Annotated in this window: 30 protein-coding genes; 22 read left to right on the forward strand and 8 right to left on the reverse strand. The window is 56.3% G+C overall.

What is annotated here, in order from left to right:
- The 5 genes from EKH79_RS13895 to EKH79_RS13915 form a co-directional block, all read left to right on the forward strand.
- The coding region (locus EKH79_RS13895) for a GTP cyclohydrolase, FolE2/MptA family (protein WP_199754333.1) at positions 1–365 on the forward strand (365 nt) is incomplete at its 5' end.
- 385 nt (positions 366–750) lie between these two features.
- Positions 751–1,557, forward strand: a complete 807-nt coding sequence (locus EKH79_RS13900) for a hypothetical protein (RefSeq protein ID WP_126674449.1) — start codon at positions 751–753, stop codon at positions 1,555–1,557.
- Positions 1,558–1,604: 47 nt separating this feature from the next.
- Positions 1,605–1,874: a hypothetical protein gene (locus EKH79_RS13905; RefSeq protein ID WP_126674450.1), complete on the forward strand. Its 270-nt coding sequence runs from the start codon at positions 1,605–1,607 to the stop codon at positions 1,872–1,874.
- Positions 1,875–1,933: 59 nt separating this feature from the next.
- Positions 1,934–2,146 carry a hypothetical protein gene (locus EKH79_RS13910; protein ID WP_126674451.1) on the forward strand — a complete coding sequence of 71 codons (213 nt, stop codon included), beginning with the start codon at positions 1,934–1,936 and terminating at the stop codon, positions 2,144–2,146.
- 151 nt (positions 2,147–2,297) lie between these two features.
- Positions 2,298–3,575, forward strand: coding sequence for an NRAMP family divalent metal transporter (locus tag EKH79_RS13915; protein ID WP_126674452.1), 1,278 nt, complete (start codon positions 2,298–2,300; stop codon positions 3,573–3,575).
- Positions 3,576–3,707: 132 nt separating this feature from the next.
- Here the strand turns inward: EKH79_RS13915 and arsH are convergent, their stop codons facing one another.
- Positions 3,708–4,520, reverse strand: a complete 813-nt coding sequence (gene arsH / locus EKH79_RS13920) for an arsenical resistance protein ArsH (RefSeq protein WP_126674453.1) — start codon at positions 4,518–4,520, stop codon at positions 3,708–3,710.
- 97 nt (positions 4,521–4,617) lie between these two features.
- Here arsH and EKH79_RS13925 point away from each other — a divergent pair, with 97 nt between their 5' ends.
- The 4 genes from EKH79_RS13925 (at position 4,618) to EKH79_RS13940 (ending at position 7,177) form a co-directional block, all read left to right on the forward strand.
- On the forward strand, positions 4,618–5,130 hold the full coding sequence (locus EKH79_RS13925) for an arsenate reductase ArsC (protein ID WP_126674454.1): 513 nt from the start codon (positions 4,618–4,620) through the stop codon (positions 5,128–5,130).
- Positions 5,127–6,209, forward strand: a complete 1,083-nt coding sequence (gene arsB / locus EKH79_RS13930) for an ACR3 family arsenite efflux transporter (RefSeq protein ID WP_126674455.1) — start codon at positions 5,127–5,129, stop codon at positions 6,207–6,209. Before EKH79_RS13925 ends, arsB begins: the two co-directional genes overlap by 4 nt.
- 12 nt (positions 6,210–6,221) lie before the next feature.
- Positions 6,222–6,734, forward strand: coding sequence for an arsenate reductase ArsC (locus EKH79_RS13935; RefSeq protein ID WP_126674456.1), 513 nt, complete (start codon positions 6,222–6,224; stop codon positions 6,732–6,734).
- Between the two features lie 74 nt (positions 6,735–6,808).
- Positions 6,809–7,177 (forward strand): ArsR/SmtB family transcription factor, encoded by a 369-nt coding sequence (locus EKH79_RS13940; protein ID WP_126674457.1) that lies wholly within the window; start codon positions 6,809–6,811, stop codon positions 7,175–7,177.
- 87 nt (positions 7,178–7,264) lie between these two features.
- Here the strand turns inward: EKH79_RS13940 and EKH79_RS13945 are convergent, their stop codons facing one another.
- From EKH79_RS13945 to EKH79_RS13960, 4 genes are all read right to left on the reverse strand, one after another.
- Positions 7,265–7,798 (reverse strand): dihydrofolate reductase family protein, encoded by a 534-nt coding sequence (locus tag EKH79_RS13945; RefSeq protein WP_126674458.1) that lies wholly within the window; start codon positions 7,796–7,798, stop codon positions 7,265–7,267.
- Positions 7,799–7,904: 106 nt separating this feature from the next.
- Positions 7,905–8,234 (reverse strand): hypothetical protein, encoded by a 330-nt coding sequence (locus EKH79_RS13950; protein WP_126674459.1) that lies wholly within the window; start codon positions 8,232–8,234, stop codon positions 7,905–7,907.
- 178 nt (positions 8,235–8,412) lie between these two features.
- On the reverse strand, positions 8,413–9,132 hold the full coding sequence (locus EKH79_RS13955; RefSeq protein WP_325050614.1) for an NADPH-dependent F420 reductase: 720 nt from the start codon (positions 9,130–9,132) through the stop codon (positions 8,413–8,415).
- Entirely contained in the window at positions 9,071–9,805 is a 735-nt protein-coding gene (locus tag EKH79_RS13960; protein WP_126674461.1) for an SDR family NAD(P)-dependent oxidoreductase, read from the reverse strand. The genes EKH79_RS13955 and EKH79_RS13960 overlap by 62 nt, the downstream gene beginning before the upstream one ends.
- Positions 9,806–9,957: 152 nt before the next feature.
- On the opposite strand from EKH79_RS13960, the gene EKH79_RS13965 reads away from it, so the two are divergent.
- Positions 9,958–10,533 carry a TetR/AcrR family transcriptional regulator gene (locus tag EKH79_RS13965; RefSeq protein WP_126674462.1) on the forward strand — a complete coding sequence of 192 codons (576 nt, stop codon included), beginning with the start codon at positions 9,958–9,960 and terminating at the stop codon, positions 10,531–10,533.
- A 17-nt stretch (positions 10,534–10,550) separates the two neighbouring features.
- On the opposite strand, the gene EKH79_RS13970 is transcribed toward EKH79_RS13965, so the two are convergent.
- On the reverse strand, positions 10,551–11,465 hold the full coding sequence (locus EKH79_RS13970) for a LysR family transcriptional regulator (RefSeq protein WP_199754334.1): 915 nt from the start codon (positions 11,463–11,465) through the stop codon (positions 10,551–10,553).
- Positions 11,466–11,594: 129 nt separating this feature from the next.
- Between EKH79_RS13970 and EKH79_RS13975 the strand changes: the two genes are divergently transcribed.
- The 6 genes from EKH79_RS13975 to EKH79_RS14000 all read left to right on the forward strand — a co-directional run bounded on the left by EKH79_RS13975 (position 11,595) and on the right by EKH79_RS14000 (position 16,091).
- The gene (locus EKH79_RS13975; protein WP_126674463.1) at positions 11,595–12,467 is read left to right on the forward strand and encodes an NmrA family NAD(P)-binding protein; all 873 of its coding nucleotides are present in this window, start codon (positions 11,595–11,597) and stop codon (positions 12,465–12,467) included.
- 90 nt (positions 12,468–12,557) lie between these two features.
- Positions 12,558–12,947, forward strand: a complete 390-nt coding sequence (locus tag EKH79_RS13980; protein WP_126674464.1) for a DoxX family protein — start codon at positions 12,558–12,560, stop codon at positions 12,945–12,947.
- 206 nt (positions 12,948–13,153) lie between these two features.
- A complete protein-coding gene (locus EKH79_RS13985; RefSeq protein WP_126674465.1) occupies positions 13,154–14,398 on the forward strand; it encodes a hypothetical protein in 1,245 nt (414 codons plus the stop codon).
- Positions 14,399–14,424: 26 nt separating this feature from the next.
- On the forward strand, positions 14,425–14,646 hold the full coding sequence (locus EKH79_RS19205; protein WP_126674466.1) for a M61 family metallopeptidase: 222 nt from the start codon (positions 14,425–14,427) through the stop codon (positions 14,644–14,646).
- A gap of 76 nt (positions 14,647–14,722) precedes the next feature.
- Positions 14,723–15,277 (forward strand): M61 metallopeptidase family protein, encoded by a 555-nt coding sequence (locus EKH79_RS13995; protein ID WP_126674467.1) that lies wholly within the window; start codon positions 14,723–14,725, stop codon positions 15,275–15,277.
- 55 nt (positions 15,278–15,332) lie between these two features.
- Positions 15,333–16,091: a nuclear transport factor 2 family protein gene (locus EKH79_RS14000; RefSeq protein ID WP_158621252.1), complete on the forward strand. Its 759-nt coding sequence runs from the start codon at positions 15,333–15,335 to the stop codon at positions 16,089–16,091.
- Positions 16,092–16,305: 214 nt separating this feature from the next.
- On the opposite strand, the gene EKH79_RS14005 is transcribed toward EKH79_RS14000, so the two are convergent.
- Positions 16,306–16,749 (reverse strand): winged helix-turn-helix transcriptional regulator, encoded by a 444-nt coding sequence (locus tag EKH79_RS14005; RefSeq protein WP_199754335.1) that lies wholly within the window; start codon positions 16,747–16,749, stop codon positions 16,306–16,308.
- 162 nt (positions 16,750–16,911) lie between these two features.
- On the opposite strand from EKH79_RS14005, the gene EKH79_RS14010 reads away from it, so the two are divergent.
- Complete coding sequence (locus EKH79_RS14010) at positions 16,912–18,231, forward strand: hypothetical protein (RefSeq protein ID WP_126674469.1); 1,320 nt, start codon at positions 16,912–16,914, stop codon at positions 18,229–18,231.
- A gap of 399 nt (positions 18,232–18,630) precedes the next feature.
- On the opposite strand, the gene EKH79_RS14015 is transcribed toward EKH79_RS14010, so the two are convergent.
- Positions 18,631–19,572: an integron integrase gene (locus EKH79_RS14015; protein ID WP_126675022.1), complete on the reverse strand. Its 942-nt coding sequence runs from the start codon at positions 19,570–19,572 to the stop codon at positions 18,631–18,633.
- Positions 19,573–19,814: 242 nt separating this feature from the next.
- On the opposite strand from EKH79_RS14015, the gene EKH79_RS19210 reads away from it, so the two are divergent.
- The 5 genes from EKH79_RS19210 (at position 19,815) to EKH79_RS14035 (ending at position 22,915) form a co-directional block, all read left to right on the forward strand.
- On the forward strand, positions 19,815–20,159 hold the full coding sequence (locus EKH79_RS19210; RefSeq protein ID WP_425478506.1) for a DUF6970 domain-containing protein: 345 nt from the start codon (positions 19,815–19,817) through the stop codon (positions 20,157–20,159).
- Between the two features lie 90 nt (positions 20,160–20,249).
- A complete protein-coding gene (locus EKH79_RS14020; RefSeq protein ID WP_126674470.1) occupies positions 20,250–20,648 on the forward strand; it encodes a hypothetical protein in 399 nt (132 codons plus the stop codon).
- 70 nt (positions 20,649–20,718) lie between these two features.
- Positions 20,719–21,174 (forward strand): hypothetical protein, encoded by a 456-nt coding sequence (locus EKH79_RS14025; RefSeq protein WP_126674471.1) that lies wholly within the window; start codon positions 20,719–20,721, stop codon positions 21,172–21,174.
- Positions 21,175–21,969: 795 nt separating this feature from the next.
- The gene (locus EKH79_RS14030; RefSeq protein WP_126674472.1) at positions 21,970–22,212 is read left to right on the forward strand and encodes a hypothetical protein; all 243 of its coding nucleotides are present in this window, start codon (positions 21,970–21,972) and stop codon (positions 22,210–22,212) included.
- 355 nt (positions 22,213–22,567) lie between these two features.
- The gene (locus EKH79_RS14035) at positions 22,568–22,915 is read left to right on the forward strand and encodes a DUF6966 domain-containing protein (RefSeq protein ID WP_126674473.1); all 348 of its coding nucleotides are present in this window, start codon (positions 22,568–22,570) and stop codon (positions 22,913–22,915) included.
- Positions 22,916–22,997 lie beyond the last annotated feature (82 nt).

The following is a 22,997-nucleotide window of genomic DNA, read 5'->3' on the forward strand; positions in this document are numbered from 1 at the left end:
CCGTGCTGGCGTGGTTGGGCAGCGAGAAAGGCATCGTGGCAACACCGCACGCTCAGCGCAGCGTGGCGCGCCTGCTGGTGCGTTTTGTCGACGGTGCGCCGTTGAACCTCATCCAGTTGCTCGACACGGTGGAGCAATCGCTGGGTACGCCGGTGCAGACGGCGGTCAAACGCGAAGACGAGCAGGCTTTCGCGCTCGCCAACGGCAGCAACCTGATGTTCTGCGAAGACGCGGCGCGCCGCATCCAGCGTGCGCTCGACGCCGACAAGAGCATCGCCGATTTCCACGTTCGCCTCGAACATCAGGAAAGTCTGCATGCGCACAACGCCGTGGCTCACATGCGCAAGAATGTCCCATTTATCTGACGTCTCAAGTCATGTGTCGCGCAGGTATCAGCGAATGCACGGAAGCACTTGGTGGCGGAAGATTGCAGAACGCGCGTTGTGCAATTCTCACATAGTCAGATGTACTCATCCGTTGTAATGGGTGTGTACGGGGTGCTGCTGGCTTGGCGGAGAAAACTGTATCGGCGATAAAGGCCGAACAGGACAATGACCATGGAAAATCACCAGGTTTTTCCATTAAAAAGCATTCGTGGCGCCTTTTTTCGATCTCCTACTCACACCGTTTTCATTCCTCGCTTCATTCGTGCCGCGCTAGCTCACTCTGGACTCACACCCGAATCACGCATCCGGTAGCAGATTCGCCGGCGTGTTCGTCTGAGTTACCCGTCTACGAGCGGAGGCACCCATGAAAGCTAGAGCGATGGCATCGTCAGCGTTGTGCCTGATCGGTACCGTGGTTTTCTCCGTAGCCTATGCACAGTCAAGTGCGCAAACGGCCAATATCAGCGCAACAGGCGCAGTGACCAATAACAGCGGCTGGATAAGTTCCGTCACTGTAAAAAACAGCGCAGGTTCAAGTGGCGGTGAAACTGCGTACGTCGTGAACTTTACCGGGTCCGCTCCGGGTGCAACGTCCTGCAACGTAACGCCAGCGATGTCGGGTCTGAACTCGCGGATGGTCAATCCAGTGAGCATGCCTAACATCCTCGTGGTTTCATTTACGCCGTCGTCACCGAATGAAGGTGCGGTCGGCGGTGCAGCGACGGACTTTACTCTGACATGCGCTGTCGCTTCGTCAGCACCGGCTCCAGCCACGACTCCGACCACCACAACCACGACGACGACGACCCAGACAACATCGACCACTTCGCCCGCATTGCTGCAGGGCACGCAGACAGCGTCAATCAGCAGTACGGCGGCGATCAGCAACAACAATGGCTGGATTAGCAGCGTTACCTACGTGGGATCCACCGGTTATCCGCCGAATGCTTACGTTGTGGAGTTTGCCGGCAAATCGCCCGGTGCATCCAACTGCCAGGTCAGTCCCGGTATGACGACAATCGACGGCTATACGTTCACGGCAGGCCTGTTCGATGGAAGCGACGGAACCTCTGTGATGGTTCGATATGCGCCCAACGCAAGCGTACCTGGCGGGGCGAATATGCCAGCGGCTCAAGCCTTCACGCTGACGTGTGCGTTTCCCTCATCCTGATTGAGCGAATGGAGCGCTGAATTCGATCACATTGACGGAACTTCTTCATGCTGCAATTAAATCCACCGTTGCCGATGAATACGCCCAAAGGCGAGGGGTTCGCACATATCCTGATCGACTATGGTCCGGAGTCGGATCTGTATTGGACGGTCATCATTACGGAATCGGGAGAAATCTGGACATTCTCCAACCGTGAAGTTCGCGCTGCCAAAAACATCACGCTGGGGCGTGTGTCGCCTAAGAAGCCACCTATGAGTGAGGCTGTCGTTCCGACTACTCGGCCTCCGGGCATTCCCAACCTCAAAGCCGCACGATAAATGCATGGCGGTCCAACGATACGCTCCGCTAAACACAGCAAACCGCGCAGGACATCGACATGACCGGGATACGTATTAGCTTCGCCGCCAGCTTGCGCCACGAGTTCTCCGAACTCGCAGGGATATACGAGGCAGAGTTCGGCGAGATGCAATTTCCACAGGTTCGCGAAGACGTAGAACAAGGAACAACCGGGAACCTCGTCATGGTTGTGCCGGAAGATCTTCCCGCTTTTCTATCGAGCAAAGGATTTCCGTTTCAGACGACTTATTGAGTGAGCGGAAAAGGTTTGAAAAACACCGACATTTGACCCACGTCGGCCGCAGATTGAATCGCACGGTCATCGAGACGAGTCCGATACCGGCACGTCCGCGCAATTTGGACGCCACCTCTGATGGTGATATATCGGACGTGAAGGGTACTCAGTGACCAAAAAGAACGCGGCGCAGCCCGGATGGTCGTTGTGGCAGAAGCTCAGTGCGGGCTTGGTCACGGGCGCTGCTGACGATGATCCGAGCGGGATCGCCACCTATTCGCAAGTGGGCGCTGCATACGGCTACGCCACCGCGTGGAGCTTGATCCTGGCGATGCCGTTGATGATTGCGATCCAGGCAATCAGTGCGCGCATTGGTTGCGCGTCGGGCAAAGGCCTCGGGGAGAATATGCGCCAGTATTACCCCCGATGGCTGGTGTACGCGCTGGTCTCATCGATTCTGGTTGCCAACGTCATCAATCTGGCCGCCGATATTGGCGCGATGGGCGCCGCAACGGAGCTGTTGGTTGGCGGCCCCGCGACGTTGTACGCAGCGTTGTTTGCACTCATCTCGCTGGGCCTGCAGGTCTATGTGCCCTTTTCGCGTTACTCACCCTATCTGAAGGTCATGACGCTGAGCTTGTTTGCTTATGTCGGCACTATTTTCGTCGTGCACGTGCCTTGGGCTGACGTTTTAAAAGGCGTCGTCTTTCCGAAGGCAACGTTCGATGCGAAATACGCTGTAGCGATCGTTGCCGTCCTGGGGACGACAATCAGTCCGTATCTTTTCGTTTGGCAAGCCGCGCAAGAGGTCGAAGAAATTCGTGCGCCTGGACCACGGCGGGCGCTGAAACGGGCTCCGTCCCAAGGGCCGGACGCGCTTGAGCGCATTGGCATCGATACGACTGTGGGAATGATTTTTTCCAACGTTGTTGCGGGTTTCATCATCCTCACTGCGGCGGTTACCTTACATGCACACGGAAAAACGGATATACAGTCCGCCTCCGATGCGGCTCAAGCATTAAAACCCATCGCCGGCCGATTTGTGTTTTGGCTATTCGCGGCCGGTATCGTCGGAACGGGTTTGCTGGCCGTTCCTGTTTTGGCGGGCGCCACTGCGTATGCTGCTGCGGGTGTACTCGGCGAAAAATACGGGCTGGAACACAAGCCGCGTCAGGCAAAGGTTTTCTATGCCGTTCTGATATTCGCGAGCATCGCTGGCATCGCTCTCAATCTCACTCCCATCAATCCGATCAAGGCGCTGTACTGGAGCGCCGTGATCAATGGTGTTGCAGCGGCACCCATGATGGTGATCGTGATGCTTATGAGCAGACGCCGGGAAGTGATGGGCGAATTTACCCTCGAACCTTGGCTCTGGGTATTGGGTTGGATCGCCACCGCAGTGATGGCGATCGCCGCGATGGTGATGTTTTTGACGTGGGGAAAATAGTAGCGCGGCATGTGTTTCGCGGTTGACACGAAGTCCGTTTGAACATTCAAGGCCAATGATGTTCATGTGCCTGTCACGTCGAATAAATTGACATGCGGAAGTACACGCCGGCTCCTGTTTTGGTATCCGTTGTTAACATCCACCCGCAGCACAACAGCTGCGCGCTTTGCCGGAAGAAACCGATACGGCTTGTTCTTGTGGTGTCGCGGACTGGGTTACTGCCAACGCTTCGGTGACCGCGGCGGCCTCAGATAACGCACGGGTTTCCGCAAGGCCCTTGCGTTCGCTGTAGCGATCGACCAGATAGTCGCTGCGATCGCGCACCATCAGGGTGAACTTCACCAGCTCTTCCATGACATCTACCACGCGGTCATAAAACGGCGAAGGTTTCATTCGGCCGTTCTCGTCGAACTCCTGCCAAGCCTTGGCCACCGACGACTGATTCGGGATAGTCACCATGCGCATCCAGCGGCCAAGTACACGCAGCGCATTAACCACGTTGAAGGATTGCGAACCACCACTGACCTGCATCACAGCGAGCGTGCGTCCTTGAGTCGGCCGAACGCTGCCTTCTTCGAGCGGCAGCCAATCGATCTGGTTTTTGAATACGCCAGTGACGGAGCCGTGACGCTCGGGGCTTACCCAGACCTGACCTTCCGACCATAGCGACAGCGCACGCAGCTCCTGCACTTTGGGATGACTGGCTGGCACGCTATCCAGCATAGGCAATTCGTGTGGATCGAACACACGAGTCTCCGCACCGAAATGTTGAAGAATGCGCTCGGCCTCGAGGGCCAGTTTTCGGCTGAACGACTGAGGCCGCAATGATCCGTAAAGGATCAAGATGCGTAGTGGATGACTCGAACCCGTCGGCAACGAGAGCTTCTCCGCACTGGGACTATCGAGCAGTTCAGCGGTCACGTGTGGCAGATCGGGGAGAGACATAGAGCAGCCTGAGTCCAGTTGCATCGCTTCGATGATTCTATCATTATGGAAATATCGAATAGCAACCCCGACAGCCCATCCTCGGACCCATGGCCTCATGCATCCTTGTCGCGTTCTCTTCATCTGTACGGGCAACTCCGCCCGCAGCATCCTCTCGGAAGCCACCCTCAATCATCTCGGTAAAGGGCGGTTTGAGGCCTTCAGCGCGGGTAGTCAGCCCACGGGGCGCGTCAATCCCTATGCCCTGGAAGAACTCGCCAGCGCGGGTATCTCCACGGAAAACCTATCGAGCAAATCCTGGGATCGATTCGTCGATGATGGGGCGCCGCCTCTCGATATCGTGATCACGGTATGCGACAGCGCCGCGAAAGAGCCATGTCCTGTCCTCTTCGGGGATTTCGTGCGCTCGCACTGGGGCCTCTCCGATCCCGCATCGGTCCATGGCAATGCCGTCGTCATCAGCCAAGCGTTTCAGCACGCGCATACGATCATTACCTATCGCTTGATGGCGTTGCTGAACTTGCCAGTCGAATCCATGACGCGCGACGAACTGCAGCATGCGCTGGATCACATCGGCACGATTGGTGACGATGAGGACGACCTCACATGAGTACGGTGGCCACCGAGACGGCTCCGTCCCCACCGTCAAAACCAGCAAAAATCCGTTTCTTTGAGCACTATCTCACCCTATGGGTGCTGTTGTGCATCGTGGCCGGGACGTTGCTTGGTCACCTATTGCCCGGCACTTTCGAAACCATCGGTCACATGCAGGTCGCCCAGGTCAATCTGCCCGTTGCCGTGCTGATCTGGCTCATGATCATTCCCATGCTGTTGAAGATCGACTTTGCTGCGATGGGAAACGTGCGCCGCCAATGGAAGGGCATCGGCGTAACGCTATTTATCAATTGGGCGGTGAAGCCATTTTCGATGGCTCTATTGGGCTGGATTTTCATTCGACATGTTTTTGCCGATTACCTGCCAACCGTTCAACTTGATTCGTATGTCGCCGGGCTGATTCTGTTGGCCGCTGCACCATGCACGGCGATGGTTTTCGTCTGGAGCAATCTATGCAACGGCGAGCCCAACTTCACCCTGAGCCAAGTGGCGGTCAATGACGCGATCATGGTTGTCGCCTTTGCGCCTCTAGTTGGCTTGCTGCTAGGCATCTCCGCCATCGTCGTGCCGTGGAATACGCTGATTTTATCTGTCGTGCTCTATATCGTCGTGCCCGTGCTGATCAGCGTGGGGTTGCGTCAAATGGTCATGTCGCGTGGCGGTCAACAGGCGCTTCAATACCTTTTGAGTCGCCTTGGTCCCATCTCTCTGACAGCATTGCTGTTGACACTAGTGGTGCTCTTTGGTTTTCAAGGTCAGCAGATCCTTGCTCAACCACTCGTGATCGCGATATTGGCCGTACCGATCCTGATCCAGGTGTATTTCAATGCTGGTCTGGCGTATGTGCTCAATTGGATGTTGCGGGTGCCGCACTGCGTAGCGGCCCCTTCGGCGCTGATTGGTGCAAGCAACTTCTTTGAATTGGCCGTCGCTACCGCCGTCGGGTTATTCGGCGTGCATTCCGGTGCCGCATTGGCAACCGTCGTAGGCGTCCTGATTGAAGTGCCCGTGATGCTTTCGGTGGTCCGCATCGTCACAGCCACTAAGGGCTGGTACGAAACACGAGCGGCCTGAGTGGAGTGTGCGATGAAAGGTCAGTACAACGTGTTGTTCGTCTGTACGGGAAATTCAGCACGCAGCATTCTCGCTGAGGCGATCACGAATCACTTTGGCCGAGATCGTTTTCGAGGCTATAGCGCAGGGAGCGCAGCGAAGGGTTTCATTTATCCGCAGACGCTGCAGGTGCTGAAAGCTGTTGACCTTCCCGTCGAAGGGTTGCGCAGCAAGAGTTGGGGGGAGTTCATCACACCTGATGCTCCCGTCATGGACTTTGTGATTACTGTCTGCGATCAGGCGGCCGGTGAGGCATGCCCGGCGTGGCCGGGCGCGCCGGTGACCGCGCACTGGAGTATTCCCGACCCGGCGAAGGCCGAAGGCGACGAAGCGAAGGTCTATAAGGCGTTTCTGTTGGCTCGCAATCTTTTGCAACAGCGCATCAGCTTGCTGCTTAACCTGAATGTCACTGCCCTGGACCGGCTTGCGCTGTCGAGTCAGCTGGCAGCGATCGGCAAAACACCGGGTGGCAATCCGTCAGATTGATCCACCTTCAAAACAAGCTACTACACTGCACTCACGCTTCCCCAAATTTTCATCCAAACAGTCCAATCGGCATCATGCAGACCAAACAAGCCATTACGATCCTTTCAGCGCTCGCGCAAGAGTCGCGATTGGCGGTGTACCGGTTGTTGATCGAACATGCGCCTGAGGGTTTGGCGGCTAGCGTAATCGCGGAAAAGTTAGGGCTTGCCAATGCGACGCTCTCGTTTCACCTTAAAGAGCTATCTCATGCAGGCCTCGTGACCAGTCAGCAGGATGGTCGCTTTATCTACTACACACCCGTGATTGAAGCGATGAACGAGCTCGTGGGTTATTTGACCGATCATTGCTGTAGTCAAAGCCAAACGCGCTGTGTTGTTGGGTCGACTTCGTGCAAGCCGGCCAAGGTCGCCGCCAAACCACGGCGAAAAGCGTCAACCACTTAATCGATTTATGAAGGTGCAGCTATAGCGCACCCCAACCCTTGTTTTGGACTTTATGTGGCAACGTCCTCCGCCGCGCGTGTTGCGCCATCATGCAGGCGCGTACGTCAACCTGATCATGTCCTCGCCAATTAAATCGCTGGCCACAAGACGAAGCGGCGGCCGAGGGCCCGCGAAGTATGGTGTGCCGCGGCCAAGCACGATAGGGCGGAGGTAGAGTCGATACTCATCGATGAGGCCAAGTTCGGCCAGGCTTTGCGCCAGGTCCGGGCCGGCGACATCGATCTCCCCGGAGTGCTCGGCCTTCAGTCTCCGTATCGCCGCCTCGATGTCATTGGCGATAAGGGTGGCGTTCGGACCGACTGACTTCAGCGAGCGCGACACGACCCACTTCGGTTGGCTGCGCCACGCCGCCGCAAAGTCGTGATCAATCGTGTCCCAATTAGGCTGGTCCTCATCCCAATAACGCATGATTTCGTACGTGCGGCGCCCGTACACCAGGCCCGTCAGCTCTCGCACGTGCTCTATGAAGTGGCGAAAGCTCGACGGAGCAGGAGGCCCCAATTCCTGGTGGTCGACATAGCCATCCAGGGACTGCATCAATCCGAACACAAGCTTTGCCATGGGAAATCTCCGTTCGGGAGGCTTCAGGATGTTAGTGGTGTGAATGCAGTAGCCGCGGTCTGTTCATTACGGCGACGAGTGGCGAATGCGGAACTCGACAGGTTGCTCAGAAAATTTTTTGTTTTTTTGTATCAAGCCATGTGCTCAGTAGTGAGACGCGACTGTCTGCGCGAGTGAAAATGCGCACGAATCCGTAAGACCGGCCGTTGCCATCCATGCATATCGCGACTGTGCAAACGCCAGCGAGATCTTCCTGCTCGCCTTCTGTCAGCACGCAAGCGACTTCGAAAGCGCGTCGCCACGCTTCATCCGCATGCGGTAGCGCGCCTTCCTGCAACCAGAACGCGATGATTTGCTGCCTCAGTGCATCGCCGACACATCCGAATAACCAACGAACTTGGAAGCGATCGATGTTTTCCGTCGCGTCGACGTGCATGCAACACCTCGTCCCCAGAAGGTTTTGCCCTGTCCCATTATGGGCGAAAAGAGCAAGACATCAGGTGAGCGTGGACGACGGGTGCCGAGGCTCACAACAACTCCTTCCGACGCGTGTTCGCGCAGGCCATGTGCGCCGTAAAGCCCGCGTTCGACATCGCATGGCCGTACATCGATCACTACCCTTTCTTGAACAGGTCCTGGAAGACCAGCGGTCCCCAGATCCCATTCCGCGCCTGCACGAGTTGGCCGCCTTCCGCGATCTTGCCGAGATTGACCGGCGCATAGCCGAGCTGCTCGACCAAGGCGGCGACCGTTGCGGTCGCGCCTTCATCGTCGCTCGACAGGAATACAACGCGCCGTCCACCGTTGATGGCCGGGTCTTCCGCGAGAACGCGGGCGGGCAGGTGGTTGAACGCTTTGACCAATCGGGCGCCGGGTAGCGATCGGGCTATGACCGAAGAGGACGGCACGCCGCCCAAATCGTCGAGCGTGTTCGTCACGTCGATCACGATCTTGCCCTCCCAGCTTGCCCGCGCCTTCGCGACCTCTCGGTGCTGGTCGTACAGCACAGCCAGCATCACGATGTCGGCCTCCAGCGCATCCTTCAAGGTCTTGGGAACGATCGTCGGGCCGATCGCATTTGCCTGCGGCGCGAGTTCTTCAGGCGGGTGCCTGCTTGCTACAGCCACTTCGATGCCCTTGCGGGCGAACATGCGGGCCAGTGCCTGGCCGACCGCGCCGAAACCTACGATTGCGTAACTCATGTTGTCGTTCCAATGAGTGTTGAAGTGGGTTGCCGGAGTGGCGGCAACCACACGTTTTTTTGGAGAGACTTCAGATGGCCGAGAAGCCGCCGTCGACAGATAAATCCACGCCATTGACGAAGCTCGAATCATCCGAAGCAAGAAACAGCGCGGCCGTCGCGATTTCCTCAGGACGCCCCATCTTTCCCCGCGGGATCAAGGATTCGAACATCTGCTTCGCCTCCTCGGTGAGAACCTGGTCCTGCATCGGCGTGGCGATCGGCCCCGGGCTCAGCACGTTCACTCGAATATTTCTGCCCTTCAGTTCGTTGAGCCACGTGCGTGCGAAGGAGCGCAACGCCGCCTTGCTCGCCGCATACACGCCGTAACCGGGAAAACCTTTCACCGAAGCAACGGAGCCGGTCATGAAGATCGATCCGCCGTCGTTGAACAGCGGCAACGCCTTCTGAACCGTAAACAATGTGCCGCGCGTATTCAGATCGAACGTCGCATCGAAATGCTGCTCGGTAATCTCGCCCAGTGGGACGGCTTCGCCGCTGCCGGCGCTCGCGTACAGGACGTCGATCTTGCCCTTTTCCCGCTTGACCGTATCGAACAGGCGGTCGAGGTCGTCGAGATTGGCCGCGTCGCCACGCACGCCGGTCACGTTCCGGCCGATCAGCTTGACGGCCTCATCGAGCGCCTCCTGCCTCCGGCCCGTGATGAAAACGTAGGCGCCTTCTTCGACGAACCGCTTGGCGCTCGCCAGCGCCATGCCGCTCGTTCCGCCCGTAATAACTGCAACCTTACCTTCAAGCTTTCCCATGACTTTTCACCTTTTGTCGCGTCGGACAGCGGCTCTGTTCCCATGGGGGCAAGGGCGCTGTATATTTGGATCACCGATCCATATTCTGATTCGTTGCATCTGGATCACTGATCCAAATATATGGATCAGTGATCCATTTGTCAAGGCAACCCATGCGCGCCGACGCCAGAAAAAATTACAGCCATCTACTTGCCGTCGCGCGTGACGTCGTCAGCGAGGATGGTGTCGATGCGTCCATGCGAGACATCGCCCGCCGCGCCGAGGTCGGGTTGGCCACGTTGCTTCGTCATTTCCCGACGCGAGAAGCGTTGTTCGAAGCGTTGTTGTGTACGAATCTGGACGCATTGGCGCAGAAAGCAGACGTACTCGAAACGTCGAAGCCACCTGGCGAAGCACTCGTGTCCTGGTTTCGCGAAGGGGTGGCATTCGTCCATAGCTATCGCGGCGTTGCCGACTTGATGGCGAGCGCCCACGCGGACCCGGACTCCGCGCTTTACGTTTCATGCGCAACGGTGCACGCAGTGGGCGCGCGACTACTGGCCCGCGCTCAGGCTGAGGGAACGGCGCGCGCTGATATGAATGGGGACGACCTGTTCGCACTGATGTCGGCCCTCGGCTGGCTCGACGGCCAACCCGCGTTCGCGCCGCGGTCCGATCATCTCTTCAACGTTATCGCGAGCGCCATCCTGACCAATCCATCGAACAGCGATGACAAGAAGGCAGCGTGACGACTGATGAGTTCGCACTAGCCAGATTCGGACACGGGGGTCGGCAAGTAATCGCCTGATTTGAACACTCTGCGCATTCGCTGCGTGGCGAAATCGACAAAGGCGCGAAGTTTCGGCAGTGACTGACTTCGGCTTGGATAGTAAAGAGAAAGACCGGGAACCTCTTCGCAATAAGGTTCGAGTACGGTCTGCAGATCTCCGCTTTCAAGATGCGACATCACGAGCGAATGCGGCAATTGGAAAAGCCCGACCCCTCTCAGTGCCGAGTGAATGCAGGCCTCGATGTCGTTGATCACGAGAGGCCCGTCGACGCCCACCGTGATGCGCTGACCGTCGACGACAAATTGCCAATGATCGAGGGCTCGCACGGACTGACGTAGCAGGATGCAACGGAAGTCCTGCAGATCGTGCGGAGACACGGGTCGGCCATGCTTCCGAAACAACGCCGGCGCGCCAACGACGACAAAGCGCTCGGGTGGCGTCAACCACACCGCGACCATGTCGATCTGGACGAAATTTCCCAGGCGTATCCCCGCATCGAAACCTTCTTCGACGATGTCGATCGGACGATCCTCGCCCATCAGTTCGAGTTCCACGTTTGGGTGAGCGTCGAGAAAGTCGGGCAGCAAACGATTCACCAGCAGCGGCAAAATCGGCCTGGGCACATTGATGCGCAGTCGGCCGGTAATCTCGTCGCCCAAACCACTTGCAGCATCCAGTCCCGCCGTGAGCATGTCGACGGCCGGACGCGCATGAGCAAGCAGGCGTTCGCCCGCTTCGGTCAGCCTGACGCTTCGTGTCGTACGGGAGAAAAGGGGCGCGCCAACCCGCTCCTCCAGGCTGCGTATCGCCTGGCTGACCGCGGACGGCGTGATTCCGAGCTGCCGTGCCGCGGCACGGAAGCCGCGGTACTCCGCCACGGTTAAAAACATGACCAGCCCATCCAGATGCGTTCGAGCAATTGTTAAGTTCATCTACACGGCCCGTTCCGAATGCGCCTCGTATTCGAATAATAACTCACGAGGTACCGTGAGCCATCGAACTCATGAAGGAGAAGGCACGTGTTTTTAGTGATGGGAATTACGGGAAAAGTCGGTGGCGCCACGGCAACGCATTTGCTGGCGCAAGGCAAGAAGGTGCGTGCGATGGTTCGGGACCGCGCGAAGGCGGCAAGCTGGACTGACCAAGGCGTGGAACTGGTTGACGGTGACTGGAACGACGCGGCCTCCATCGAGCAGGCGCTCAGGGACGTCGATGGCGCGTTTGTCATGTTGCCGCCGATCTGGACCCCCTCGCCGGATTTCAGGGAAGCCAAGGGCGTCATCGCGAACTATGTCCAGGCGCTCACCAAAGCGCCGGTGCCACGGGTCGTCGCGCTTTCGTCGATGGGCGCGAACAGGCCCAGCGGGATGGGGCTGATTACGGCTCTGTCGCTTATGGAGCGGGGTTTTCGCGACCTGACATTGCCGACCGCATATGTGCGAGCCGGCGGGTTTTTCGAAAACTTCCTTTACGGCTTGCACGTCGCTCAGGGCGGCACGCTGCCCGTCTTCTACAACCCGACAAATCGGAAATCGACCATGGTCGCGACCGATGACATCGGCGCCGAGATCGCAGCGCTGCTGAGCGGACCGGCTTGGTCGGGGCATCGGATCATCGAACTCGGTTCAATGGTGAGCGCCGATGAAGTCGCGGCGCAATTAGGCGAAGTGATGAAGCTCGACGTTAAAGCCGTTGCCGTCCCGCGGGCCGGTTGGCCGGATGTATTCGAGCAATTCGGCATTCCGAAGGGTCAGTCGGATCCCGCCGAGACCATGTATGAGGCCGTCAACGCTGGAGGAATGGATCTCGGGGTTCAAGGTACGGAACACGTCGCGGGCGCGACGTCCGCGCGCGATGTTTTTGCGGCGGCCCAGAACACTGCTGCCGCGTAGGTCTGCAGATTCGCCGTCAATGCGATTTTCGAAATCGGCTCCGAAAGTCGCATTCCGCTGACATCAAACTCATCATCTATGGTCAGACAAATGTCCAAAATCTCCTGGCGCCAAGTCTTGCCTTTAGCTCTTGCTGCTTTCTTCGTCGTGGGTTCACTCAGCAACATCTTTGCTCCGGGATCCATCTACGAGGAATACCTGAAATGGGGGTATCCGCGCTGGTTCCATTTTGTAACCGGATCGCTGGAACTCACCGCGGCCATGCTGCTTTTCCGGATACCGACTCGCCTGTTGGGTTCGGCGCTGGGTTGCGCTGTCATGCTTGCCGCTCTCGCGACTGTCATCATCCACGGCGAGTACGTACACGCTGTGCCGCCACTTCTCGCGGCGGCATTGTCACTTGCGGTCGGCTGGATAAGCTGGCGCAAGCGGATGGCGTCAACAGCTATTGATCAGTACAAGCGGCACACGGGCATATAGATCACCGTGGCCTTAAGCGGGACTGCCCGAGACATCACGCCTTCTATCCAAAGCTTATCGGGACGGCGGCCGCTCAACACGGCGTTCGGCCTCGTAGGGCGCCGCTTTGAAACATCGTTGATCCACTTCGGATCATTTCAGTAGAGCGAACGAGGCAGGGCGAATACGGTGTTCCCTTATGCCGCGCCAGGCGAAAGGAAGAACACATGTCTGCATTATCCAAGTACGCAAGCCGGGCAACGGGATTCTATTGGCAACGAAACTCGCTATTTTTTGCCGCCATCGTCGGGCTCTCGCAGCCGATCCTTGCATTTGAACAAACCGACATCCCCATGACGCCGGCAAAATGGCTAGCGAAGGGGGATGTGTCGTTTCAACATGATCAGGCCAAGCAGCCCATCCTTGTCGTCAACAAGGGCTATGCAGAGCTGAAGAATACTGACTTCAGCAATGGCACGATCGAGTTCGACACAAAATTTGTGGGAGAACGAATTACCGGCATCACCTTTCGTCAACACGATGACGCAGCAGATGCATTGTATTTTCGGCCAAGCGCGGACTGTGCTGTCTCGGAGGAATGCATCCAGTACATGCCCACGGCGCATCATTTGTTCGAATGGGACTTGTATGGGCAGTATCAAACGCGCGCGCCCATCAACACCGATGGTTGGAATCACATAAAGCTGGTGCTCTCCGGCGCACGCATGAATGTTTTCGTCAACGGTGCGCACGTGCCAACGCTGGCCGTCGGAACATTGGTTGGCGGCTTCCCTGATGGCTCGATCAGATTGCACGGACCTGCATCCTATGCACACCTGAGCATCGCTCCCAATGTCGTTGATGGTCTGCCTGCGATGGCGTCCAGCGACGCAGCAAAGGACGATCCCCGATATGTGCGCCATTGGCTTGCTTCGAAGCCGTTCGTCATGCCCAGCCGCATGGATGCCACGCTTCAGGAAAATACCGGCATCGATCCCATTTATTCGTCTCTGCCAAAACAGACGGCGTCGTGGAAACCCGTCGCGCTCGACCCGGGTGGCTTGGTCAATTTAACGCGATGGTACGGCGATGCGCAGATCGGGCAGGCCATCACCGGCATTTGGTTGAAGACCACGATCAACGCCGACCGCGACCAGATAAAGCACGTAGAGATTGGATGGACGAGAGAAGTCTGGGTTTTCGTGAACGGCAAGCTGGCGTTCCAGAGCAAGAATCTCTATGGCATCAAGGGCGCGAGCAAAGAGCCGGGCGGACGCCTGTCCCTTACCAATGGATCGTTCGACTTGCCACTGCAAAAGGGTGCAAATCAAGTTGTCGTGGCTATCGACGATAACTTCGCCGGTGGCCAGCAGCATTGGGGATGGGGTGTGGAAATGCGGTTGGCAGATACCGATGGCATTCGTCAAAGTGGCGGTGCTGTCGCGAAAGCAAACGCTCCGAATGCATTTTGAAATTGTAAGAAGCTAATGTTTTCACGATGCCTGTGCGATGGGTCTGCGATGCCGGAGTCGTCGCGGTTCGATCAGGCATCTGGACGCAGCAACAATTTCTCGACCAGTGGAGTGAGAAGGCTGCTCATTTCGATCGCCGCCCTGGAAAAACTTGGCGCGATCTTCAAGATACGGCAACGATGGCGCCGATCCTCTGGGCATCCGACAGCTCCGCTTACGAAAGCTGGCGGCTACGATTTTTACGGTGAAGGTGCGCTGATCTGGCTGGAAGTCGACACCACGATTCGCAGCGGAACGGGAGGTAAGAAATCTCTCGATGACTTCTTGGCTCTTTTCTACGGGAACGGCACTGACACTGGCCCCGATACGCTTCCTTTCACCTTCGAGAACCTCGTCAACGCGCTGAACACGGTTTATCCGCACGACTGGGCATCCTTTTTCAAAGAACGTCTCCACGAACTCACTCCGGCGGCTCCCTTGGGAGGCTTTACGCAAGGTGGGTATCGTTTGGTCTACCGAGACACACCGAATGCGTGGACGGCGCCTGCGGGCAAAAAAGATTTCGAATATTCGATCGCTATGAAAGTGCGGCCGGACGGCGTCATCACCGAAGTGCTTATCGGCGGTATCGCAGATAAGGCGGGCTTTGCGTCAGGCATGAAACTTCTTCCCGTCAACGGAAAACCCTTTTCGATCGATCAGCTACAACGAGCCATCCGCAGTGCCAAAGGAGCGACGGCCCCCATCGAGTGCGCCGTTGAGAATAACGGTGTCGCCACGACACTCACCCTTGCACATCACGGTGGAGAACAGTATTCGGCCTTGGAACGGGATGCCGGGACAACGGATCGTCTCCTTGAAATAGCCACGCCTCGCTAGTGGCTCGGCGCTCGTGAGTGATCCGTTTACAAGCATGACTACGAGGAATGCATCAATGAAAAAGTCCAAGGCCGCGATCGGGCAACGCTGCGTTATGGCTGTCGGTTGTCTATTTTGCACGGCGCAGATTAAAACATCGTCCGCCCAGGCCGTTGATGCGCCCACCTATGTAAGAAAGGTGCTCTATTCCAACGATGAGTTGCTGCTTACCGCTATTCATCGCGGCGATCGAAATACCTGGGCTCGACTTACCACATCTGATTTCATGTACGTCGAGGAAGGCGAAGTCTCACGTCGCGATCAGTTTTTGAACCAACTTGCAGATGACGGATTAATGCCACTCATCATTCGAAACTATGAAGTGAAAGTCATTGGCGACACGGCACAGGTTTTTCATCAAGACGACGTTCCGCAGCGCCCTGGTGGCGTGGACGAAAGAAATTCCCATCTTCTTATGACCGAGACCTGGCAGCGTGTTCATGGTGAATGGCGACTGCGAATAGTGCATACCGATCGCATCAGGATTAACCCTCCTCCCGTCGTACTGACATCTCAGCAAATCGATGACCTGGTCGGCACCTATCGCAATGCCGATGCTACTTACATTATTAAGCGAGATGGCAATCGTATTGTCGGAGGAAGAGCGGGAGAGCCTCTTACTGAACTGATGGCTGAAACGCGCGATGTGCTTTTTCAATCGGATAACGTGTATCTGCGTCGTGTCTTTCAGCGCGACGCGAATGGCCGCGTCACGGGCTTCATCGATAGACGCGAAACGGATGGCCGCTCCTGGGCTCGTGTGAAATCCGACTAGCTCGAGTCTGTGTTGCTGACGATGTCGTTCCGGCGCACTTGAATTAAACCTCGAGTGCGAGACTGCAGCCTCAGGCTTTGCTTTTTCTGAGCCGTGATGAGATGTCGTGGTGTGGTAACGGTTACGCGGCGTCATCCGAGGTGCATAGAGCGACGAACAATTTGCTAGTACACAAATGCTTGTCGGGAGCTGGTACTAGCTCAGCATCTCAACCTTATGCCGGAAGATGTGTTTTCCGAAGTTCATCCATAAATGCTGCACGCATGTCAGGCCCGCCTTCTTTCAAGGTGCGAGCCAGACCGCATAACTCAGACTCGGGCAAATACTCGTCCCCCCATGCGGCCATTTCCAACAGAAGAGGAACCAGCGCGATGCCTTTCTCCGTAAGGCTATAAATCGCTTTCTGTTTATGGGTCGGGTCATCGGACTTGGTAATGATCCCTTGTTCGACAAGCTTTCGAAGTCGGTCGGCAAGGATATTCGATGCGATTCCCTCCAAAGATTTGGTCAGGAGTTCGCGGAAATGCCTTCGATCAACGAAAACGATGTCGCGGATGACGAGCAAAGTCCATTGATCGCCAAGCACTTCGAGCGTTTGGTTGATGACGCATTCGGATCGATGACTCGTGCGCACGCTGCTTCCCACTTGAATGGCCATTCCAGCCCCATTCTACGACTTTAAAACCAGTTGCATAATCTAACCAGTTGTATCAATGTACCAGTTGTTATGCGCGAGATCCGTCCAACGGGCGCTCGCGTGTAACGGCTGCGTTGTCAGGAACCTGGGGGCTGGGACTGAAACTTCGTGGGAGGCAAAAATATGAACATGTTCAAGCAGCTGCGCAATCTCTGGATACCGTGCGCTTCGATGTTTGCTCTGACTTGCTTTGGCAATGCCTTCGCTCAGGTGAGCTACCAAGTGACCGATCTGGGCGTTCCGAAGAACGACAATTATTCGATGATCATGTCCGTCAACGACGAGGGCTGGTCGGAGATCATGGCTGGCAACTTTCTACCCGGGCAGGGGGATTCGCTATCCGGGGTACCTTTAAACGGACGCGCACTGATAAACGTCGACGGATACTACGTCGATCTCGGCACGCTCGGCGGACCGAACAGTTGGATGAACTTTGGCGAGATCAACGACTTCGCGCAGGTAGTGGGTGATTCCGAAACGGCTGTCCCGGACCCGAACGGCGAAGACATTTGCGGATTCGGCACTCACCTTACGTGTCTTCCGTTTCTGTGGCAGCCCTTCCATATGAGCGCCCTCCCAACCCTAGGCGGAAATAACGGGGAGGCGAGCGCGATCAATAACCTTGGACAAATCGTTGGCATGGCAGAAAACGGTGCCGTGGACCCCTCATGTCAGGCGGGCACCGTCAATAATCGGGTTCAATTGCCGGTGTTGTGGGAAAACGGCAACGCCCACGCTCTCCCTACGGTAGATCATGATCCAGACGGGTTCGCATTTTGGATCAACAATCGTGGTCAGGCCGTCGGCTACTCGGGAAACTGCAGCGGACCCATTCACGGCATAGTGTGGGAAAACCGCACGGCGTCTGCGCTTGCGGACCTCGGAACCGGCGGCTTCGCCGAGAACATCAACGACGAAGGCCAAATTGTTGGAACAGTCGGTAGTGCTGACGGAACGACCCAAACTGGCGCGATTTGGCAGATTGTCAAAGGCACAGGCACCACCCAACTCACCACCGTGCTCGGACTGCTGCCGGGGGATGCCGCGGGCCTAGCTTTCGGCAACAACAACCAGGGCCAGGTAGTCGGGGGCGAGTGGAACGCCAACTTCTACTGGTCGCATGCCTTCATCTGGCAGAACGGCGTGATGACCGATCTCAACACGTTGTTCCCTGCCAGTTCCAGCCTGTTCGCGACCTTCGCCGCCAAGATCAACAACCGCGGACAAATCGGAGGCATGGCCATCGTATGCAGCGGGCCGCACCAGGGCGAGATGCACGCCTTTCTAGCAACCCCTGTGAAGCAAATCGCGGGCGAATCGATTGCACAGGCCGCGCCAAATTGCCTGGAATCCAATTTCCCCGCAGCCGATGCCGTCAATCGACTTTTGAAGAAATCCGGACCCGGCGGCCAATTCGTGCGAGCGTTTTCGAAGCGTCATTGAGCCGCGCTCAAACAAACGTAGACGCATGCAGTCAGCGCGAGAGGTGGCGCTGACTGCATGCGTGAGCTGGAGCTCATAGTTTCGGCAAGCTTTGTATGAAGTCGTCAGTCATGCGATTGGTCGTCACTGGGTCATCAAGAAACAGTGCGTGCCCGTGCGACATTCTTCAATTCGGGCATGCGATACAGGCTATGGAGTTCCGCCCAAAATGGACAGATCTCCAAAGTCTGTACGTTTTAGCGCCTCATAGTTTGTGCATTTAACCCCCTGCCGACACAGACTATGGCGTCTATTAAGACGCATAGTCTGTACGTGTTCTTTTGGCTCAATGAGTTACGCATTGAGCAAATTTGCAAAAGTGACTCGATATAACCCCATAGTGTGTGCAATGGAACGACACTAAAGCCGGTCTAGTGGGCTGGTCGTATCACGGACGGACTGCTCAACATGGGTATAGATCATCGTGGTCTTCAGGCTCCGATGACCTAGTAGCAGCTGGATGGTCCGTATATCCGTTCCATCGGCCAGCAGGTGGGTCGCAAACGAATGCCGAAGGGTGTGTACGCTCGCGTGCTTGCGGACCTCAGCAAGGCCCAGTGCGGTTCGGAAGGCACGCTGAACCATGGTCTCGGACGCATGCCAACGAAGTTGCCTTGCCGTTTCGGGGCAGGTACGGATTACCTTCGAGGGAAAGACGAACTGCCATGCTGGGCTACGAGAAGCTCGTGGGTATTTGCGATGGAGCGCGCCCGGCAGAGGCGCGTAACCGCGCCCCTGTAAGCAGTCTTGCTTGTGGAGCGCCAGGATCCGGAGCACGTGCCTCTGCAGGGGCTCCCGAAGCTTGCAGGGCAGTAACGTTGTGCGATCCTTGCCGCCTTTGCCCGCGCGAACGGTGATCGTACGTGCTCCAAAATCTATGTCCTTAATACGCAGTGTCATGGCCTCCGTAACCCGCAAGCCTGTTCCGTAAAGTAGCTCTGCAATAAGACGCGGGGTTCCAACCATGTGCAGAAGGATGGAACGCACCTCATCCATGCTCAAGACGACCGGTAACCGCTGCATCCGTTGGATGCGGCGCAAGCCGACTAATGACCCAATCGGTATGTCGAGTACGTCCCGATACAGAAAAAGCAAAGCATTGAACGCTTGGGATTGAGTGGACGCAGCTACTTGTTGCCGAGCCGCGAGATCATTGACGAAAGCGACGATGCCCGTCGGACCAACGTCAGAAGGATGTCTCTTCGCGTGAAAATAAATGTATCGGCGTATCCAGAACCGGTAAGCCTCTTCAGTACGGCGACTCAGATGTCGCCGCCGACAGACAATGGATACCTGGTCCATCAGGCGAGGGGCGTTGGCGGATTCGGACACTAGTCCCCATGACGGTCGCTCCAGTGGGGTCAAAGACCTAGACACTAGCTGGAAAGCAGTCGTGGCCACGCCGTCTTTGCGGCGGATTGTTAGCCGGACGTCAAGTCGATAGAGTTGTGCGGAATCAGTCGTTTATCGGCCGCGTTCAGAAAGGCGGCAAGGATGTATAACCGGACGTCGTCGTCCGCCTATTAGGTAGTTAGGTGCCACTCATGACGCGTCGGTTACCAATAGTTCTGCTTGGGCTCACTATCGCGGCAGGCGCGTCTGCGCAGACTGATGCGCCACCTTTCGTCATAAAGCTCATCGCGCAATACAAATCTGCCTCCCCCGGAAGCTCGCCCGACTCCGTTTGGAAATATCGCTACAGAGATGCAATGGTGTTTTACGTTCCGCGACTTGCGTGCTGCGACATCATGAGTAAGCTCTACGACGTCAATGGCAATATTATTTGTCACCCTGACGGTGGTATCGCCGGTAGCGGTGACGGCAAGTGCCCCGGCTTTGTCAAAGAGCGCGATGGCGGGGTCCTGCTGTGGAGGCGCCGTGGCGCCTAACTACTCATTCAAGGCGGACGCCTCCGGCGCCGCTTAACTCAGGCGTTAGATTGTGCTCACATTCGCTCGAAAATTGATTGGAGCCGCACAATGATTGGTCCTGCTGGTGTTGCCATAAAGCAAGTCGAGCAACAGCTTGCTGCGTTGGGGCTTGTACTAATCGAAAATCGAGACTACGGTGCCACTTTTTCAAGCGCCACTCATACGCTGCGGGTTACAAGCGAACCTCACTATGCTGGTTTATCTATATCGCTCCGGAATGCATACGGCGAAACATTTGAGCTTGGCTTGCTAGCTCACATGCTCGCACCGGAGTATCAAGCCCAAGCGCATGCGTCCCATACAACAAATGGTCAAGAAATGTACGACCTGACCAGCATGGTGCGTTTTCTCCATGACAACAAAGCATTAGTTTTTGAGCAACCTGCTTCCTATTTCGCTGCATACCAAGAAGCGTCCAAATTGCGTTTGGCAAAGATTGGCTTGTAAGGGGTAATCTAACTAATCGTCCAAGCGGACGCGCGTACCGCGCGCCACTTAACTCAGGCGTTAGACCGCTATGACTTCCTCTGTATACGAGTGCATTCCAAAGCAAGAGCTCGCCCGTTCTCAGCTTGAGGTTGCTCTGCGTTTTTACATGCAGGGTCAAGAGTACCCGGCCGTCATCACGTTAGCTGGCGCTGCTGAAGAGTTGCTTGGCAAGATCGCTGAGGAAAAAGGTCTAGAGCCCTCACTCAAGCGGACGCTCCGTGAGCTCCTTGACACCTTCAAGGTGGTCTGGGGTCACGACGCTAAAGAAAGTGACTTTGCACAGCTCCGCAATCGCGCCAAGAATGAACTGAAGCACATATGCTCGGGCCAAGATCTACACATTGATTTCGAGCATGAGGCAGCCGCTATGCTCACCCGCGCTCTTGAAAACTTTTTACTTTGTACCGGCACACCGCATCCTGGACAGTACGCATTCACAAGCAGAAAGATCGCGAATTGGCGCGCTAAACAGGCGGTAGTCTAACAATTCGTCCAAGGCGGACGGCTTCGCCGCCGCTTAACTCAGGCGTTAGGCGTCATGAACAGCTACTCACACATTGATGCTTGGCGTGATTATCGGAGGCGAGTACGGCTGTTCTATGTCGTGTGGCTCGGGGGCTTTGTGATCGCTGCTTCACTGGCTTACGCGATATCTCTTACATCCGCTCCGAGTTGGCTTTTTCTAGCTATTGGGCTCTGCTGGATTTTCGGGTTTATTTGCGCATCTGGGCATTTGCAGTTTTTCCGCTGCCCACGCTGTCACAATCAATTCTTCAAGACTTTTTGGTACTACTGGCCGTTCGCGCGCAGTTGCGTTCATTGCGGCTTGCCAAAGTGGCAGGAGTGATTGAGGTCGTGCTACTTATGCCTAACAACTCATTCAAGGCGGACGCCTCTGGCGCCGCTTAACTCACGCGTTAGGCGTCATAACAAGGGAACCGTGTATGGCCGTCTGTCTATCGGGGATCGGCATAATTTTTGTGCTCATTGGTGCGTGGCTCGTGGCCTATGAGGTAGTTGCAAAGTTTCATGGCGAGACACACGGAGTTAGCGTTCCGTACGGTGGTGGCGGAAAAGTCCATAAGCTTGGCACTTTCATAGCTTGGGAAAGAAAGCGAAACGCTGCGATGTGGCTCGGCTTAGGCTTCATCACGCTTGGTTCTCTTCTGCAACTTGCAGGGCTACTTGTCCAAAGTTGTCGGTAGCCTAACAATTCATTCCAGCGGACGGCGTTCCGCCGCCGCTAAATTCAGGCGTTAGGCAACAGGGGATGTTGGGCATGATCAATTACGAAAGGCTCGCAATATTGCTGGTGCGAGTCATCGCTACCTTCTGGCTTGTTCTTATTACATTTTCTTGGTCTGCGTACGGCATAGAACTGGCTGTCGGCGTTAGTGTTCAGCACTACCCAATGCACACAATTATTGGCAATGTCGGCTACATCGTCATTTGCCTGCTTGTTCTCATCTTTTCGCGGCCTCTTGGGCGCTTGCTCGCCAGCGGTCTCGGCGAGCAGGCCTAACTACTCATCCAAGCGGACGCGCGTACCGCGCGCCGCTTAACTCAGGCGTTAGGCCTCAATGAAGATACTCATCCACATCATCGTATCTCTCGTTCTGAGTATCTTTTTGTTTCTTGTGTCCGCGTGGCTTTTAGATGTCTCGGGCTTTATGCCTGCCTGGGGCTTTTGGCACGGTGGCTGGCTAATTGCGGCTCCCGTGTGTTTTGCATTGTCATTCGGTACCCTGTTTGCCATTCCTTGGTTTAGGCGCGCGTGGCCGGAGTAGCGTTCCAAAACGCTACCGCAATACGAGGCCTAACAATTCGTCCAAGCGGACGCGCGTACCGCGCGCCTCCTAACTCAGGCGTTAGGGTGTATGAACCATCGTCGCGAACAATTGGAAGAACTGAATGTTCGTCTTGGCGAGCTACTGCTAGTGCTCACTCAAGACCCGCTATGCCAATGGCACAAGCACTTCGCAAAATGCCAACAGCGGGCAGCGTTTCTGCTCAGCCAAGGTTTTACTCAAAGCGATCTAAACGAGCTTTCTGGTTCAGTCAAACACGTCTATGGCGGTGCTGGCAGCTTTAATGACTACGCTCCAGTCCGAGCAAATGCCGATGGTTCTTTCGGCATCATCGCAGGCATGGATCACCTCAGTGAGCTTTCCAGCAAAGTCTACGACTCTGCTCTTGCAATTAGGGTTATCAGCCATGCACCCTAACTACTCGTCCAAGCGGACGCGCTATCCGCGCGCCGCTTAACTCAGGCGTTAGAACTCAATGCACTACACGGACGGCAATGAG

Source organism: Dyella dinghuensis, from assembly GCF_003977615.1.
GTDB classification, from domain to species: Bacteria; Pseudomonadota; Gammaproteobacteria; order Xanthomonadales; family Rhodanobacteraceae; genus Dyella_B; species Dyella_B dinghuensis.